Below are 15,782 nucleotides of genomic sequence, written 5' to 3'. Positions count from 1 at the left end.
TTCAGAGCTGTCCGGTCTGCTCGCGCCATGCGCGTTCCTTCTGGATCCATTCGTTGTCCTGCGGGAACTCGTCGATCGAAGGTACCCGACGGATTTCCGTTTTGGTTCCAGCCGTCATGGGTGCCCGCTTGGCCCACTCAATTGCTTCCTGCTTCGATGCCACATCCAGGATGTAGTAGCCGCCGAACAGCTCTTTGGTTTCGCCGTAGGGCCCGTCGGTGACCACCGGGGTTTCGCCGGTAAAGTCCACGACGACGCCCTCTTTCGGATCGTCGAGGCCTTCGGCTGCGAGCAGGACTCCGGCGCGGATAAGTTCGTCATTGAACTTGCCCATGGTCTCGAGCATTTCGTTGAAGTCGGCCTTCTCAAGGTTGGCGTACGACTCGTCGGTTCCGCGCATGATCAACATGTACTTTGCCATTTCATTCTCCTAGGTTTTGGAAGGTCGCCCTTCGACCTTCTCACCCACAGGTCGAACAGCGCGAGGGTAACTCGACACGGGTCTGAAAAATACTTTGCGTTCTGCTCGGGGGCGTTCATGCCCCAACAGGTTGTTGACCATAAGATGTCGGAAGCGCAGCGGGGGCGGCCGGCTGACATGGAAGCTACGTCTGAAGCCCGGACGGGAAAGGCAGGGATGGAAATCTCCAGCCACGTCCTCACTGGAACGGGCGCAAGTCCCGGTACTGCCTGTGGCACTGCACGGACCGTTCACAACATCGACGAGTTCTCCGAGGTGAGGCCCGGCGACGTCCTGGTCTGCCGCACCACTGATCCGGCCTGGACACCACTCTTCGCAGTGGCCTCGGCAATCATCACGGAAACAGGGGGGATGCTTTCGCATGCCGCCATAGTGGCCCGCGAGTATGGCATCCCGGCCGTCCTGGGCGTCACCAACACCCTGACCCGCATCACGAGCGGAACGACGCTCGTGGTCGATGGAACTTACGGAACCGTCCGGGCGAAGCCACTCGATGTCGGAACAACTTCGTGACGAGCCCGCAGCACCGATCCCTGCTGCTTACCCTCCACGCCGTGAGGCTGCACGGCTTCGCTGACACGAACTCAATTGTCGAACGATTCGGTCAGGATCCGGCCGACGTCGAACGATCCCTTATAGCGGCGGGTGCCAAGGGTTGGGCACTGCGCTCCTCCTTCGCGGGAACCCGGGGGTGGTCACTGACGGTCGCCGGCAGGGCCGAAAACGAGGGTCTCCTGGCAGCGGAACTGAACAGTGTCCGCGGCTATTCAGCGGTCTCCCGAGCGCACTCGGACTTCCTATCCCTCAATACGAATGTCGTCGCCGCCTGCAGCAGGATTCAGCTCCAGTGGCTCTCCGACGGGCATCCGCCAACGGATGGGATTGACGAGGAAACACGCCGAACCTTCATTCAGGCACTGACGTCCCTGCGCGACCTTGAAGTCCGCCTGACAGCGGTGCTGCCGCGGTTCAGCGGCTACGCCAACCGCCTGGAGATGGCCGTCGCAAACGCTGCGACGGACCCCGCCTGGCTCACGGCCACAGACCGCGACTCCTTCCACCGTGTCTGGTTCGAGCTGCACGAAGACCTCATCGCCACCCTGGGCATCCAGAGGTGAGCGATTTTAGAGGGTTCTGGCAGATCGGCCCGGGATGTTCATCTCCTACAGTGATCAGGTGGGCCCATCGAACGAGACCCAAACTGAGTTCCGAGCCGCCGGGACCGCATTAAAGCCTGAGGGCGGCCAAGGAACGGCTTGGAGGATCGGCGATGTGACGCTGAAGCCCCTTGACGGGCTTCCCGACGAGTTGCATTGGCTGGACGAAGTCGCACGTGAACACAGCGTCGGCGGTGCCCTGCGCCTGAGCCTCCCGATCAGGAGCACGTCGGGGAAATTGATCGTTGACGGCTGGACGGCATTCCCGTATCTCGCCGGCGAACATCAGCCGGGCAGATGGTTGGAACTCGCGAAAATTGCCCGTGAATTCGCCCCGCTTTTCGCTGAAGCAAAGCGGCCGGACTTTGTCGACATGCGAAATCACGCCTGGGCTAGGGCTGACCGCTTCGCTTGGGGCGTAGACGACGGCGGTCCGCCGGTCGCCGCTCCCCACGTCGCAGACCTGGTGAGCGCCCGGCGGCAGGTCTTAGATCCTCCTGGGATCATCCACGGCGACCTGACCGGTAATGTCTTGTTCGATTCCTCGCATCCGCCCGCTGTGATCGATTTGACCGTCTATTGGCGGCCAGCGGAGCACTCGGTTGCTGTGATCGCTGTTGACGCCGTCCGCTTCGAAGGTGCGCCGCGGGCGGAGTGAGGCCGCCCATAGTCAAGAGTTGATTCGGCCTGATCTTGAAATTATTTCTTTCCGTACTTGCGGTGGACAGCCTGCTTGCTGACCCCAAGACACAGCGCGATCGCCTCCCAGGATAAGCCCGCCTGCCGGGCCTTACGGACCAGGGTAGCTTCGCTGCGTCCGACTTCCTTCTGCAGTTCCGCTACAGCATATAGGGCCTCAGCGGGGCCCTTCCCGTCCATCGATGCCACCAGTGTTTTCATCCGCTCCACCTCCATGGCGTCAACATTAGTTGACGCAGGGGTGGCCGTCAACATAAGTTGACCGAGAAATCCCATGACGCCCTCTGCAACCCGAGCTAAGCCGGGGTGGCCGGCCCAATCCGAAGTGTTTCCTGATAGTTCTCGTCGTCCCTTTCATCACGCGGTTCGTCGTACGGGAAACCTCCTGGAAGGGCTCCCTCCGCCAGGCCGCCAATAACCAAATGGCGCAGCGACGGCTGGCCGTCCGCAACGACAGCCTGGATGATGACTGAGTCCGCATTCGTCACCTTGGTGTTTGCCATTTGGTCCACCCCGGAGGCGCCAGCAGCAGCCATGAGAACAGCAGCCAGGGCTGCGAGCATAGGTACTACGTTCTTTCTCCAAAGCCTCATGACCCGATCATGATGCCGCACCTTGTGAACCGATCCACAATGCCCTGTGGAGAACCTATGAAAGTCCGGGCCAATGGTGCTGCCCGCCGCGGCCATGCTCGGATTTCAGCAGACGCTCCGCGCTGCAGCCGCAGTCGTGCAATCAACGGTGGCCCGCAGTCATCCCAGCCCTGCTGCCCCTCGCCGTGCCAGCCAGGAACTCCAGATCGTCCAGAGCCGCCAGCATTCGCCGGGACGCCCCGCGTAGCGACTCCGCTGTTTCCGTCTGACGATCCTCCAACTCCCGGATGGCACTGAACAGCATCCCGGCCGTTGACGGAAGCGGCTGCGGAACGGGGTGCGTGAGGTACTCGGCGAGCGTTGACAGGGCAGCCAAGACCTTCGCTTCCGATTCACCGGCCACGGCCCGCCCGGTCAGAAGGGCGTTTCTGGCTTTCAGTACGCGCTGGATCAGCGCTGAAGTCAGTTCGAGATTTTCGCCCTCAACGTCGCCCATGTAAACAAGCCTGTCCCCATATTCTGCCCCCACCTCTTGAGCCCTCAGGAGCCAGCGCCGATACCGGCCACGCCGGATCCTGGCCGTCACGAACCCCGCCAACGCGAACGCCGGCACCAGCCCGAAAAGATACTCATAGACCGCCCACTGAGGCAAGGTCTCCAGCCACCCCGGTAAGAAATGTGCACACAGGAGGTTGAACGCGATCAGCAGGGGCGCCATGGCCGCGGCCGACTTCGTTCCCCAGTTCCAGCCATTCTTTTCGGCTATCGGCCCGGTCACCCCGGCTGCTTCAGCGGCCGTGAGGCCGGCGTTCAGCATCGGGGCCACGGAAGTTTCCCGTATCGGCACACCCGGGTTCAGCGCGGCGTAAACGATGACGGGAGGCAACGCCTCCACTGAATCCCTGGTTGCCATGTGAGCCTCTGCAAAGTCGGTGCTGCACGGACCGTCAGGGCACACTTCCACGGCCCCCGACGTGAACTGATGGCCCGAGTCTAATGACAGATCAGGGTATTTGGCCTGCAACTGCACGTGCTGAATGTCGCGGCGCGCAGACGGCGGCCGGCTCCGCTGGAGGCCGCCCGCCGCCGTCGGCATCAGCTACGCCCTGTCCCCCGGCCTCCCGAAGCCTCCCCTGGCTCTCCGCGTCCGGGAACATGCGTCCATGGCGCGCCCGGATCGGCCTCTTCGGCGGCAGCGGCCGCGACGGATTCGGCCAGACTCGTGTCGTTGCGGGAGATCAGGTAATGCACCGCGGCCGCCGCGATTGCTCCGATGAACCAAGAGAACGCCGAGAGGGCGCCAAATAACGGAACCAGGGCGAAGACCACCGCCGGAACGGCCGAGACGATGAACGAGATGACCGCTTTCTGGTTCCAGCCGCCCGTATACGTGTAGTACCCCTGTTCCCTGAACAGGTCCCGAACCAGCACGTGTTGCCTGCGGAGCACGTAGTAGTCAACCATGATGATCCCGAACAGCGGCCCGAGAAGCGCCCCGAGCCCTCCGAGGAAGAGGTTAATCACCACCGGACTGTTGAACAGGTTCCAGGGTGTAATGACGAGGGCGATCATTGCGGCCATCAGGCCACCGCGCCTGAAATCAATCCGCGCGGGCCAGACGTTCGCGAGGTCGTAAGCCGGGGAAACGAAGTTTGCCACCACATTGATCCCCAGCGTTGCCACAGCGAAGGTGACCGCACCAAGCAGAAGCGCCCAAATGCTGTCTATTCGCCCCACGATCTCTACCGGGTCGTAGATGTACTCCCCGTAAACCGTGAATGTTCCGGCGGTGACAACGACGGAAACCACGGAGAATGCGATGAAGTTCACCGGAAGCCCCCACAGGTTCGCCGTCCGCACTGCTTTGCGGGAAGGCGCGAACCGGGAAAAGTCGCAAAAGTTGAGCATCAGGGTGGAGAAATACGTCACCGTCAGCGCCACGGCGGCGAAGAAGGCGTGTGTGACCCCCCATTCCGCGGTACCTCCAGGCAGGTCCAGGGAAATCTTCCACCCGGCATTGACCAGGATGTAAACGACCAACAGGCCCATCACCGCCCAGACGGCCGGACCGGCCCAGTCCTGAAACCTCCGGATCGTCTCCATGCCGTTTCGAAGCAGAAGAAGTTGGAGCGACCACATCAACAGGAAGGCCAGCCAGCCCAGGGTGGATTCGCCCAGGAAATTGTTCTCGGTCAGGCCTTGCAGTTCGGGCCAGATCTTGAGGGCGATGATAATGACGGCACGGGAGGCCAGCCACGTCTGGATGCCGTACCAGGCAATAGCGACCAGGGCACGAAGCAGGGCGGGAAGGTTGGCACCGAACGTTCCAAACGAGATCCTGGCGAGCACGGGGTACGGAACTCCGGTCTTCTGGCCGGCGTATCCGGAGAAGTTCATCAGGACAAAAACGATCACAATCCCCGCAACCAGGGCAAGGAACACCTGCCAGGCACCCAGGCCCAGCGCGAAGAGCCCCGCCGCGAACGTGTAGCCGCCGAGCGAATGAATGTCCGACATCCACATCGCAAACAGTGAATAGAAACCCCATGTGCGATGTTCGGTCGGTGCGAGGTCTTCGTTATACAGGCGGCTGCTGGCCCCCGGCGGAATGACGTGAGACACCTACTCCTCGCTTCCCAAACGTTCACACGCTGACCGAAGTCCGACGTCCTTGCCAGCATGGGATCCGATGGCGCATCTGTTGGTGCCAATATACTCAGCTTGGCTCCGGGGAAATAGATCGAGCTGGCCCCTCGCCTCGGATGGTTGGCGGGTTTGATCCCGGGGTGCTGGTCTTGACCGTGGAGACGGGGGTGGATAGCGTCTGCGTTCATGGGCACCGTTTTCGGCGGAATGGCGGTCAGCCTCGATGGATACATCCGTTCCGAGAACGGGGACTCGTCGTGGCTGAACGATGCCATGGCCAAGGATGAGGACTACGGCTTTGCTGCGGCCGAGCTCAGGACCGGCGCCTACGTGATGGGGGCCAATACCTACCGTGAAGTCGCCGGAATGGGCGGCGGCGGGAGCTCTGCGGTTCCGACCCACGTTGTCACCCATGATCAAACGCTTGCCACTGCGGGAAAGACCCAACTCTTTTCAGGCGATCTGGGAGACCTGGTTGGCCGTATCAAGGCATCCATCCCCGCCGACAAGGATATTTGCGTCTTTGGAGGAGGCCAGCTCGTGACGGAATTCATCGAGTTGGGCTTGCTGGATGAACTCGGCGTCGCGGTAGTGCCGGTGATCCTCGGCGGCGGGGTGCCATTCTTTGGAAGGATAAGCCGATGGACGAAGCTCGAGCTCCTGGAGTGCCGCTCCTACCCCTCCGGCATCGTGCTGCTCAACTATGCGCTGAGACGGCTTTCTGCTTGAACGCTTTCCGGAACCACCTTCGCAGCCTGGCGTTGCCCACCGCTGATGAGGACGACGGCGGCAAGGCCCGCCGCCGCGAGCAGAGTCACGCCCCAAGTCATGACGGCCGCGCCAGGGCGCACGGCTGACTGCCCGGCCAGGGCCTGCACGGTGAGGATCGCCAGGATTCCCAGATAGGACACGACGAGGATCCAGATCAGTCCCAAGCGCATCCTGGCGGCCCGCAACAGCGGAATGCGGCGGGCACCAAGTTCGAGTAACAGGGCTGCGAGCGGGATGAGCTGGAGGGCGTGCATTCCCACGAAATGGGGCACGCGGAGGTCGCCCGCCTCGGTGCTCCAGCCCAGCACCGGAAGGCCTGGACCGCCGTCGGGACGGCCCACCGTGTGGGCACCTGCGATGCCTTGGAAACTGTTGATCTGATCCCCCGTCGGGCTTGTCATGAGGAACGCCAGCCCCATTCCGATAAGCGCGACGATCAGCCCGGCGCGGATCGCCAGGGAACGCGCGGGGTCACCGAGCGGAGCCCTGAAGAGCAGCAGCGCCACGAGCAGTGCCGCGAGCCAAACGATGACAATCGATACGGCCATGACGGACCAGGGGCTGGCCGCAAGGGGCGTGGAGACGTTGAAGTGGCTCGTGTTGCCCGCCGCCGCGGCTCCCCCAATGATGACCATTTCCAGTGCGAGGAAGACGGCGGAGACCGTGCCGGCCCACCAGGCCAGCCGCCGCCGGCGCGGCAGCTGGCCCAGTAACCAGGACAACGTCACGGCATAGATCAGGATGGACGTGGAGAACTTGAAGGGCTTGGCCCAGAGGGGTGCCCCGTCCAGCAGCCGGGGGTCGAAGATCAGTCCCGCCAGGGTTACGAGTGTCGAGGCTGCCATCGCGAGGCTGAGCCAGAGAAGCGGGCGGTGCCAGCGGGTCTGGACGGCAGGAAATGAAGTGGGTGCGGTCATGGACATTTTTCACTCCCGGGTGGGTGTGGGGTCGGGCTCGGGTAGAACGGGATAACGCAGGGTAGAGACATGCTCCTGCGCTGCACGGCGAAGCCCGGAAAAGAGAGCGTCGCCCAACACGGTGCCGATGACTACGGTTTCGGCCATGTCCTCACGGCTGGCCTGGGCCTCGACCTGGTCAAGGTCGGCCTCGGCGACCAGCAGGGCCGCGGCGGCATAGCGGGAGAACCAACTCCGTTCATCCTTCTGGCCCAGAGACTCGAAGGTCTGCAGGACCTGGGCAGCGGCGAGCCGGCCAGGGTTGTCCCCGGAGACGAGCCAGCCCTCAACCAGCCGATCGATCCCGGCCAGCGCGTCGGGGTCGATGTCGCCCGGATCTATCTTGTCCGAGACTGCCCGTTGCGCCACGCCGAAGGACTGGGTCAGTGGAAGCTCCGAATCGACCGCGTCGATGACGCCGCGGGCCGTCGCAACGCTGAGTCCGCCGATCTCCAGGAGGCCGCGGATTAGCCGCAGACGGCGCAGGTGCTCCTCGCCGTAGCTAGCCTGGTTCGGCCCGGTCCGCTCACCCGCGGGAAGCAGCCGCTCGCGCAGGTAGAACTTGATGGTTGCGACCGGGATGCCGCTGGCCCTGCTCAATTCAGCCATTCGCACATGGATAGTATAACTATCGGATAGTTCAACTGTCCATGTTGATGTGGAGCGTCGGCACAGAGGAGTCAGCCGGCCGTGGGCGATTGAGCGTCGTATGCGGTGGCCTGGTCGCGCACTTGGCGCACATAGGTGTCGGACTGGTTGTAGGCGAGGACGGCGTCCGTCCATCCCCGCGCGGTGGTGAGGTCACGGCCGCCGGCGCATAAGTATGAGGCGGCACTGAGTGCGGCGTCGTCGATGTTCAGCGGGTCGGCTACCCCGTCTCCGTTCCCGTCGCGCCCGGCCATCTGCCAGGTCGAGGGAATGAACTGCATTGGTCCGACGGCGTGGTCCCAGAGCGCATCGCCGTCCAGAACACCCGCGTCCGTGTCAGGGATGGCTGCGAACCTGTCCCCGTTGAGGCTGGGCCCGACAATTGGCTGGCTCGCCTGCCCGGCGGCTGTAAGGCTTCCGCCTCCGTGACTTCCATGAGCTGACTCGACGAAGCCGATGGCCGCCAGCGTATTCCAGCCGATCCGGCACGTGGGTGCGGTCGTGTTGGCCAATTCGGCCGCTGCTGCATAGGCCCGGAGCGCCCTGGCAGGTATGCCGGTCTGCGCCGCAGAGCGCGCCAGCCATTCGGCGTCAATTGAACCCTCAGTGACGTCAAGGGCAGGGGCGCTGATGCTGGACAGCGTCGAGAGCTTGGCTCCTGATTGCGGCGGCGGGGACTGGTCCCAAAATGCTGGCACACCGGACGGGTGGCGTGCCCAGAATAGGAGCCCGGTTAGGACAGAGATTGCGACGAGGCAGAATACTGCATGGCGCTTCAGGCGGAGCATGGAGAGTGGCCGGGGAGACCTGAATCCACCGGTTTCAGCAGGGACGACCACAGATAGCGAATGGCGCGTTCGACATCGCCCGGGTCGGCTCCGGCGATGAGTTGGAGCACGAGGCCGTCAAGGGCGGCGAAAGTCGTCTGGGCCACCTTGTATTCGTTGCTGATTCCCAGGTTTCGAAGACCTTTGGACAACGCGGCGATGTAGCTCTCGTAGAGGCGGCGGACTGCCCTTGCCAGCTCCGGGCGCCTCCTGGCTTCAAGGATCATCTCGTACTGGAAGGTCTGCATGTCCGGATTTTCCCGGATGAGCTCCATGATGCTGCGGCAGAATTCGTCCTCCGTGGAGGGCAAGGATTCGAGCCCGGATTGGCCGATGGACTGGTTGACGGACCACTCCAACGCGGCTTCGATCAAGGCGTCGCGGCTGCCGAAGTGGTGCGCAACCAGTGTGTTGTTTACACCGGCGAGTTCCGCCACGGCGCGATATGTCAGCCCGCGCAGGCCTTTCTGTGCCACGACATACACCGTTGCGGCAAGCAGCGCTTCCCGGCCGGTGCCGTATCCGGCGTGAGAATACCCATTCATATCAGCGAGTCTAACCGTCCCGAAGAGGGTATTGACGAACCGACTAAGCAAATGCTTAGATGTGATTCATCACACAACTAAGCATTTGCTGATTTTCCTTTTGTCCCTTTTTTAGGAGTAGCCATGACTACCTCAACGAACGCCATCGAATTCACCGTGCACGACGCGTTTGATCCGGAAAAATACGAGCCGTTCATCCTGGGGCAGGTGCAGTGGGTACGCCGCCCGGGGGACGGAAACCGCCCGGCCCTCTCCGCTGGCTTCTGGCACGTCACCCCTGAGGAAGCTCCGGAACCGTTCGACCTGCTCATTGAGGCGGATGAATCCATCCACATCATCGAGGGTCACCTGCACATTGAAGTCGTCGGCGGTGAAGCCTTCGACCTGAAGCCAGGCTCGGCGGCGTCGTTCAACAAAGGCGCCCAGACCCGGTGGACCGTTGTCGAAACCACCACCGAGTTCTTCGTCTACTCCTGATACCGGCTCCACAATCACCACCAAGAAGGCTTTGTCATGACTGAAACCACCACCCCGACCGCTACTGCCGACGTCGTCATCATCGGTGCCGGTTTTGCGGGTCTCACCGCTGCCCGTGAACTGCGCCATGCCGGCCAGACTGTAATCGTCCTGGAAGCCCGGGACCGCATTGGCGGACGCACCTGGCTGGACACCCAGCTGGGGCGCCCGCTGGAGATGGGCGGCACGTGGGTGCACTGGACCCAGCCGTACGTCTGGGCCGAAATGAAGCGGTACGGCCTGGGAACCGTGCAGAGCCCGGTCCCCGAAACGGCATACTGGTGGGGTGACGGCAAGCGCCACCAGGGCGACCCGGAGCAGCTCCTGAATGAAATCGATGCATCCAACCGCAAACTCGTGGCGGACTCGAGGCGGTATTTCCCCGAACCCTTCACACCGTTTGCGAACCCGGATGTCAGCGGGATTGACGCAACGTCGTTGCCCAAGAAGATCGCAGAACTGCCGGTGAGCGATTATTCGAAGGACATCCTCGAGTCCTTCTGGGCCCTGAACTTCAACGGCCCCATCGACGACGCAGCATTCACGCAGGCGCTCAGGTGGGTGGCGTTGACCAACGGCGACTGGATGGTCAACTTTGAAGCGTGCGCTACCTTCAAGATCCAGGGTGGGACCGGCGCGCTGATCATCGCCATGGCGGACGGCACTGATGTTAGGCTGGGCACCACGGTCCTTGCTGTCGAGCAGCACGACGACGGCGTGTCCGTCCGGGCAGCGGACGGCTCCAAGTACCGGGGGAAGCATGTGATCTGCACTCTTCCGCTGGGCGCCTTGCCCGGGATCTCCTTTGAGCCGCCGCTGCCGGACTCCAGCAGGAAGGCCGTCGCTGAAGGGCAGGTCTCGAAGGGCATCAAGGCCTGGATCGCGATCAAAGGAACGCGGAAGCCGTTTGTTGCGCTGGGATCCGCCGACTGGCCGCTCAATTTCGCCCAGACCGAGTACGACCAGGATGGCGACAGCATACTGGTCGCCTTTGGCCCGGATAGCGCGAGGCTGGACGCAAGCAACCTCAAGCAGGTTCAGGCTGCCCTCGATCTACTTCTGCCTGATTGTGAAGTCCTGGACATCGCGAGCCACGACTGGACGGCGGACCCCCTCTCCGGGGAGACCTGGCCGATGCACCGGGCCGGGTTTCTCACGGAATCCCTCGCCGACTTCCAGAAACCACAGGGACGGCTGGTGATTGCGGGAGCTGACTACGCCAACGGCTGGGGTGGCTTCATCGACGGTGCCATCGAAAGCGGCCTCGAAGCAGCCCGAACCGTCCACGACAAGGGCCTCTCGTGACAGGCCTCTACTGAGCCTTGTCCGGGGAAGCGGCGGCATGCCGTCCCGGCGGTGTTCTCCTAATAACAGGCACGGGTGCTGTGTCGAAGAACTGGTATTCGGTCGTGGCGGGGACGCGGATTGTTCCGGCGGCCTCCGCTTTCTCCCGGATGAAATCGTGGTCGTCCCGAGAGAGGACAACCTGTCCGTGCGGGTCACACGTAAGATCGCCGTGCGCGTCCTTGGTGATTTTGGCCGACATGGCGCGGGGCACGATCAGGCATCCCGGATTTTCGAGAAGCCATGTCCGCGTCTCGGAATCGAGCCGGTCCCATTCGTCCTTGAGGCTCATGCCCGCAGATACCGCCTTCCTGTGTCGCTTCCCGAAGGTTAATTCCGTCCAGATTACTCCTGACGTCAAGCGGACGATAGGACCTTTGCTCCGCAGCGTTTTAGTGCAAGGCTGCGAAGGTACAGCTGAATGAGATTCCGAAACCCCTTGGGGCCGCGGTCGGGATCAGACGCGGCTTCTGCGCGTGACGGCCCCGAAGATGAGAAGCACGATGACAGCGCCGAGAATGGACAGCAGCCAGGTCCTGAGATCGAAGAAGTCCCCAAGACCGCCACCGAAAATCAGTGAGCCAATCCAGCCGCCAAGAACCGCCCCCACAACGCCCAGAACCAACGTGAGCAGCCAGCCGCCACCCTGCCTTCCGGGAAGAATGGCCTTTGCGATGGCTCCCGCAATCAAGCCGAGCAAGAGAAATCCGAGAAATCCCATGACACACTTCCTTCCGCTGGACGATCGTACTGTTGGCCACGAGGCATATTCCCTGCCTGGTGCCGGTGCGCCTAGTTTAAGGACCGCATCCAGGGCCGTCACGAGTAACCATCACCCGCATATATGACCCACTACCTGCACGGCGGGGCAAGCAGTACGCATCTGTTGCGAGCTCCAGTTCGGTGCATGCTTCCTGGACGGGCGGCTCCCGTTCCCTGCATCCCCACCGGGAGGGACGGAACGCCACGAGCGATCGTCGAGTTCCGAAAGCTCACCCTGATACGTATGAGGCCCTTGATACGAGTAGTTGCGGGTGAGAAATCAAGTAGGAGCCACTCAAGAGCCTCCCGCGGTCCTCTGCCTAGAGTGGGGCATCGCACCGGACCGGGCGGGGCCTGGCAAACAGGCCCAGTCAGTCCCTGTCCTGTCCGGTGTTTTGTGGAATGTAGCTTCGCTGTGTCCGTCGATCACCGACCGCCGATGGGCTGTCCCTGGCAGTCGCGTCCGTGCCGGGGTCAGGCGGATGCGACTCAGTAGGGAGTGCCCGTGCCGGTGCCAGCCATAGACAAACGCGTCGAGGCGCCCCGTGACGCCCACGCTCATCCGCTACCCGCAAGTCGGCGCCGGCCCGTTGTGGGGCTGATCATCGGAATGGCGGTCTTCGCGGCACTGCTGGCGCTCCGGATGCTGGCACCCGCGGCAGGGGGAAGCTCCCGGCTGGCGGATGCTGCCCGTGATTTTGTTTCGCTGTCGATCAGCGTGGTGATCGAATCCCTGCCTTTCGTCTTCCTAGGCATCGTTCTCTCGATCGGCGTGCAGATCTGGTTGCCGGACGGCTTCCTGCTCCGCCGGCTGCCTGCGAGTCCGGCGCTCAGGCGGCCCATCCTTTCCCTGCTGGGCATGTTGCTTCCCGTGTGCGAGTGCGGGAACGTTCCGCTGGCCCGCGGGCTGATGGTCCGGGGTCTGACCGTCTCCGAATCCATGACGTTTCTATTTGCCGCGCCGATCCTAAATCCGGTCACAATCATCACCACCCAGCAGGCATTCGGCTGGGACAACGGCATCCTCGTTTCCCGGATTGCAGGCGGCTTCCTGATCGCCAACCTGATCGGGTGGATCTATAGCCGCCATCCCCGGCCCGAGGTCCTGTTGACGTCCCGGTTCCAGGAGGAGTGTTCCCTGGAGGACCACTCCGGGCAGGCCGCGGGGAAGGTGGGACGCAGCGTCCAGTTGTTCGTCCGGGAAACCGGCGCCATGATGCCTGCCCTGTTCATCGGCGCCGGCATCGCAGGCATGATCCAGGTGGGGGTTCCGCGGGACGTCCTGGTCTCAGTGGGGAACAGCCCGGTTTGGTCGGTAGCGGCGTTGATGGTCCTCGCGTTCGTCGTGGCAGTGTGCTCCAACGTGGACGCGTTCTTCATCCTGTCCTTCGGCGCAACGTTCATGCCGGGCTCAATCGTGGCGTTCCTGGTGTTCGGGCCGATGATCGATGTGAAGATGCTGGCCCTCCTTCGCACCACCTTCACAGCGAAGACACTCCTGCAGCTCACCATGGTGGTGGCACTGTGCTCCGCTGTCCTCGGATTGGCGGTCAACTATGTTCTATAGGCGGATTCTTGACCGCTGGCTAGGCGTGCTGCTGAGCATCATCGGCGTCGTTGCCACGCTCTGGCTGGGCGTCACAGGGCGGCTTGCTCTCTACATTCACCCGCGGTACTTCGAGTTCACCATCATCATGGCCGTGATCGCCGGGGTACTGGCGCTGGCCGCGTTCGTCGTTGTTCCCGACGGGCACGGGCACGCCGAAGGGCACGGGTACGCCGAAGGGCACGGGAACGCCGACGCCGGCAAGCGCCACTGGAGATGGCTGGGCGCTGCAGGAAGCACACTGATCGCCGCCGCCGCCGTCGTGGGACTCCTGGTCCTGCCCCCGTCCACGCTCAGCAGTGCGACGGTCACCCAGCGCGACCTCAACGGCTCAGCCTCGACGCTTTCGAGGGACGAGGCGGTTGAACTCGTGGGCGCTGACTACACAACGTTCACAATGAAGGACTGGATCTCCCTGCTGCGACAGGGGGTTGGGGAGGACGTTCTGGCCGGAAAGACGGCAACCGTCACCGGATTCGTGACGCCGGACGAGAGCGACCCGGAGAACGTGTTCTTCGCGGCCCGCTTCGTCGTGACATGCTGCGCCGTGGACGCCCAGCCAATCGGCCTACCCGTTTACTCCCCGGGTTGGCAGGACCGGTTCGAAACCGACAGTTGGGTGACCGTCTCCGGTGGCTTCCGAACTAACCCCAGCCAGATCGGCAATGAGATTTTGGTGATGGTCCCGGACTCCATCGCCCCTGTTCCGGAGCCGGATTCGCCATATGTCTACTAAGCGCTCCGGGGCCCAACGGAAGCGTCCCCGTCCGGTCAAACGCAACCAGGCCCCTACCCGGACCCGGGACAGCCTCTCATTTGCCGGACGGCTCCATGGCACGATCGTGCTTCTTCTGGTGCTCTGTGCAGCCCTCACGGCTGCGAATATCGTCTCGGAACCACGCCCGAACGCGGTGTCGGCACTACAAGGGACGTCCGGCACCTCCGGCTTCGAGCTCTACACGCTGGAACGCGACGTCAATTACGACGACGCCGGGAAGAAGCCTGACACCATTCGCGGAACCAACATCGCCGATACGGGCGACGGCGCCGTTATCCTTACCGCCCCGCGAATCCAGGAATACGCCGCGCTCCCGACCGTCCTCGCCGCTGTCACGATCAATGACGACAACACCAGCTCCCTTGAAATCGTCCCACTCTCCGGCGGACCGGCGGTCCACGTGCCGCTTCCGGGGGCAGGAAAGGTCGAATTCCTGCGCGCGGCTTCCAAGAGATTTGTGGGCTTCGCCTTCTCGAGCGCCCCGCCGTCACAGCAGCACTGGAAGACCCTGTTCGTCTACGACACCGAGGATCCCTCGACGCCCCCGCAGGAAATCCGGGGGCACGATGGAAAGCCCGTGTCCGTTATGAACTGGGACTTCGTCCCGGACACCTTCTCACTGGTCGTGCAGAACGCAGCCGGGTCAATGTTCCTCGTGGACGCCCTAGGCTCAGGGAAACCGGCGCCGCTGGGTCTGCACGCCGAGTTTCGCGGCTTCATTCCCGGAACAAAGGAAATTTACGTCGTCGACGCATCGTCGGACCCCGCGGACAAACTCGCAAAGAACTCAACCATCGATCTCACCAACGGGACCGTCCGCCCGCTAGACATCAAGGCTGTCATCCGAAACGACAGGTCATGGCCGGGTGCTACGGTTCTCCTCAACGGAAGCGGCCGGTACGCCCAGAGCATCAGCGAAAACGCCGCAGGCAAGATCACGTCCGTTCTCACGGTGACGGGTCTGGAGGGCTCAGAAACGCTCTTCCGGCCGGATCCGGCCTGGTCCCGCATTACGGAGTACTGCCTCTCCCCGGACGGGAAGTACATTGCAGTAGAAGCAACAGCGCCTGAGGGTGCCACCGACCGCTATCCGGTCCTCCCTGCCTATGCACCAATGCGGACCGAGATCGTCGAGCTGGACACCGGCAGACAGGCCCGCAGCCTCCCGGGATTTCTTCCGAGCTGGTGCAGATAGTTTCCGATGCGTGTCGCTGGCGCACTAGGCTTCACCTTGTGACGTCGAGGTCGGCCCCCGGAGGGACGCCGGACCAACAACGGCGAGTCGAACTCGCCGCAGCAGCGGGCATGCTCGGGTCAGTCCTATTCGTCTCCGTCTTCACCATTTATGGGTGGATGTCCCCCGGATACTCGCCCACGCTGGACATCGGACTCAGCCTGATGGCGTCCGGACCATTCACCACCGACCCGTCGCGGTGTCGTCCTCACCTTCGGG

General features: G+C 62.9%; 19 protein-coding genes and 1 pseudogene. 9 read left to right on the top strand and 11 right to left on the bottom strand.

Going from position 1 to position 15,782, the window contains the following annotated elements:
* Position 1: 1 nt before the first annotated feature.
* Complete coding sequence (locus tag J2S97_RS04100; protein ID WP_056626880.1) at positions 2-421, bottom strand: YciI family protein; 420 nt, start codon at positions 419-421, stop codon at positions 2-4.
* Positions 422-637: 216 nt separating this feature from the next.
* Here J2S97_RS04100 and J2S97_RS04095 point away from each other — a divergent pair, with 216 nt between their 5' ends.
* From J2S97_RS04095 to J2S97_RS04085, 3 genes are read left to right on the top strand one after another with little or no spacing between them, the layout of a single operon-like run.
* The gene (locus tag J2S97_RS04095) at positions 638-994 is read left to right on the top strand and encodes a PEP-utilizing enzyme (RefSeq protein ID WP_307046864.1); all 357 of its coding nucleotides are present in this window, start codon (positions 638-640) and stop codon (positions 992-994) included.
* Complete coding sequence (locus J2S97_RS04090) at positions 991-1,599, top strand: hypothetical protein (RefSeq protein WP_307046862.1); 609 nt, start codon at positions 991-993, stop codon at positions 1,597-1,599. The genes J2S97_RS04095 and J2S97_RS04090 overlap by 4 nt, the downstream gene beginning before the upstream one ends.
* Before the next feature lie 34 nt (positions 1,600-1,633).
* Complete coding sequence (locus J2S97_RS04085) at positions 1,634-2,296, top strand: hypothetical protein (protein ID WP_307046859.1); 663 nt, start codon at positions 1,634-1,636, stop codon at positions 2,294-2,296.
* A 41-nt stretch (positions 2,297-2,337) separates the two neighbouring features.
* On the opposite strand, the gene J2S97_RS04080 is transcribed toward J2S97_RS04085, so the two are convergent.
* The 4 genes from J2S97_RS04080 to J2S97_RS04065 form a co-directional block, all read right to left on the bottom strand.
* Positions 2,338-2,553 (bottom strand): AsnC family protein, encoded by a 216-nt coding sequence (locus tag J2S97_RS04080; RefSeq protein ID WP_373460493.1) that lies wholly within the window; start codon positions 2,551-2,553, stop codon positions 2,338-2,340.
* An 80-nt stretch (positions 2,554-2,633) separates the two neighbouring features.
* Positions 2,634-2,930, bottom strand: coding sequence for a hypothetical protein (locus J2S97_RS04075; RefSeq protein WP_307046855.1), 297 nt, complete (start codon positions 2,928-2,930; stop codon positions 2,634-2,636).
* A gap of 142 nt (positions 2,931-3,072) precedes the next feature.
* Entirely contained in the window at positions 3,073-3,843 is a 771-nt protein-coding gene (locus J2S97_RS04070; protein WP_307046853.1) for a hypothetical protein, read from the bottom strand.
* A gap of 182 nt (positions 3,844-4,025) precedes the next feature.
* The gene (locus J2S97_RS04065) at positions 4,026-5,552 is read right to left on the bottom strand and encodes an NCS1 family nucleobase:cation symporter-1 (protein WP_307046851.1); all 1,527 of its coding nucleotides are present in this window, start codon (positions 5,550-5,552) and stop codon (positions 4,026-4,028) included.
* Between the two features lie 210 nt (positions 5,553-5,762).
* On the opposite strand from J2S97_RS04065, the gene J2S97_RS04060 reads away from it, so the two are divergent.
* The gene (locus tag J2S97_RS04060) at positions 5,763-6,305 is read left to right on the top strand and encodes a dihydrofolate reductase family protein (RefSeq protein WP_307046849.1); all 543 of its coding nucleotides are present in this window, start codon (positions 5,763-5,765) and stop codon (positions 6,303-6,305) included.
* Here the strand turns inward: J2S97_RS04060 and J2S97_RS04055 are convergent.
* The 4 genes from J2S97_RS04055 to J2S97_RS04040 all read right to left on the bottom strand — a co-directional run bounded on the left by J2S97_RS04055 (position 6,278) and on the right by J2S97_RS04040 (position 9,323).
* The gene (locus tag J2S97_RS04055; RefSeq protein ID WP_307046848.1) at positions 6,278-7,264 is read right to left on the bottom strand and encodes a hypothetical protein; all 987 of its coding nucleotides are present in this window, start codon (positions 7,262-7,264) and stop codon (positions 6,278-6,280) included. The two genes, J2S97_RS04060 and J2S97_RS04055, sit on opposite strands and share 28 nt — an antisense overlap.
* A 9-nt stretch (positions 7,265-7,273) precedes the next feature.
* Positions 7,274-7,912 carry a MerR family transcriptional regulator gene (locus J2S97_RS04050; protein ID WP_307046846.1) on the bottom strand — a complete coding sequence of 213 codons (639 nt, stop codon included), beginning with the start codon at positions 7,910-7,912 and terminating at the stop codon, positions 7,274-7,276.
* A 71-nt stretch (positions 7,913-7,983) separates the two neighbouring features.
* Positions 7,984-8,649, bottom strand: coding sequence for a lytic transglycosylase domain-containing protein (locus J2S97_RS04045; RefSeq protein ID WP_373460492.1), 666 nt, complete (start codon positions 8,647-8,649; stop codon positions 7,984-7,986).
* A 77-nt stretch (positions 8,650-8,726) separates the two neighbouring features.
* A complete protein-coding gene (locus tag J2S97_RS04040) occupies positions 8,727-9,323 on the bottom strand; it encodes a TetR/AcrR family transcriptional regulator (RefSeq protein WP_307046842.1) in 597 nt (198 codons plus the stop codon).
* A 123-nt stretch (positions 9,324-9,446) separates the two neighbouring features.
* On the opposite strand from J2S97_RS04040, the gene J2S97_RS04035 reads away from it, so the two are divergent.
* Positions 9,447-9,800, top strand: coding sequence for a cupin domain-containing protein (locus J2S97_RS04035; protein WP_307046840.1), 354 nt, complete (start codon positions 9,447-9,449; stop codon positions 9,798-9,800).
* Positions 9,801-9,827: 27 nt separating this feature from the next.
* Positions 9,828-11,144: pseudogene (locus J2S97_RS04030) on the top strand (flavin monoamine oxidase family protein); the annotation flags it as partial.
* A gap of 7 nt (positions 11,145-11,151) precedes the next feature.
* On the opposite strand, the gene J2S97_RS04025 reads toward J2S97_RS04030, so the two are convergent.
* Positions 11,152-11,475 (bottom strand): hypothetical protein, encoded by a 324-nt coding sequence (locus tag J2S97_RS04025; protein WP_307046838.1) that lies wholly within the window; start codon positions 11,473-11,475, stop codon positions 11,152-11,154.
* A gap of 165 nt (positions 11,476-11,640) precedes the next feature.
* Positions 11,641-11,904, bottom strand: a complete 264-nt coding sequence (locus J2S97_RS04020) for a GlsB/YeaQ/YmgE family stress response membrane protein (RefSeq protein WP_307046836.1) — start codon at positions 11,902-11,904, stop codon at positions 11,641-11,643.
* A gap of 546 nt (positions 11,905-12,450) precedes the next feature.
* Between J2S97_RS04020 and J2S97_RS04015 the strand changes: the two genes are divergently transcribed.
* The 3 genes from J2S97_RS04015 to J2S97_RS04005 all read left to right on the top strand — a co-directional run bounded on the left by J2S97_RS04015 (position 12,451) and on the right by J2S97_RS04005 (position 15,524).
* On the top strand, positions 12,451-13,512 hold the full coding sequence (locus J2S97_RS04015; RefSeq protein WP_307046834.1) for a permease: 1,062 nt from the start codon (positions 12,451-12,453) through the stop codon (positions 13,510-13,512).
* Positions 13,502-14,287 (top strand): TIGR03943 family putative permease subunit, encoded by a 786-nt coding sequence (locus J2S97_RS04010; RefSeq protein ID WP_307046831.1) that lies wholly within the window; start codon positions 13,502-13,504, stop codon positions 14,285-14,287. The genes J2S97_RS04015 and J2S97_RS04010 overlap by 11 nt, the downstream gene beginning before the upstream one ends.
* A 106-nt stretch (positions 14,288-14,393) precedes the next feature.
* The gene (locus J2S97_RS04005) at positions 14,394-15,524 is read left to right on the top strand and encodes a hypothetical protein (RefSeq protein WP_307046829.1); all 1,131 of its coding nucleotides are present in this window, start codon (positions 14,394-14,396) and stop codon (positions 15,522-15,524) included.
* The last annotated feature ends 258 nt before the right edge of the window (positions 15,525-15,782 follow it).

The organism is Arthrobacter oryzae (assembly GCF_030812315.1).
Classification (GTDB): Bacteria; Actinomycetota; Actinomycetes; order Actinomycetales; family Micrococcaceae; genus Arthrobacter; species Arthrobacter oryzae_B.
Note: the sequence above shows the minus strand (reverse complement) of the source record. Positions and strands in the feature narration are given on the sequence as shown.